Origin of the sequence: Enterobacter cloacae complex sp. S1 (assembly GCF_014930525.1) — a bacterium.
Classification (GTDB): Bacteria; Pseudomonadota; Gammaproteobacteria; order Enterobacterales; family Enterobacteriaceae; genus Enterobacter; species Enterobacter hormaechei_C.
On sequence record NZ_JADBRE010000048.1, the window covers coordinates 1 to 222 of the forward strand.

The 222-nt window shown below is 49.1% G+C and carries 1 tRNA gene; it reads left to right on the top strand.

Annotated elements, in window-relative coordinates:
* Positions 1 to 55: 55 nt before the first annotated feature.
* Positions 56 to 131: transfer RNA gene (locus IM290_RS21090), tRNA-Glu, on the top strand.
* Positions 132 to 222: the final 91 nt, after the last annotated feature.

A 222-nucleotide genomic window follows, 5' to 3' on the forward strand; every position in this document is an offset into this window, starting at 1 on the left:
CACAGATTGTCTGATGAAAAGTAAATAGCAAGGCGTCTTGCGATTGAGACTGTACGTCCCCTTCGTCTAGAGGCCCAGGACACCGCCCTTTCACGGCGGTAACAGGGGTTCGAATCCCCTAGGGGACGCCACTTGCTGGTTCGTGAGTGAAAGTCACCTGCCGTCATATCTCAAAACTGACTTACGAGTCATGTTTGAGATATTTGCTCTTTAAAAATCTGG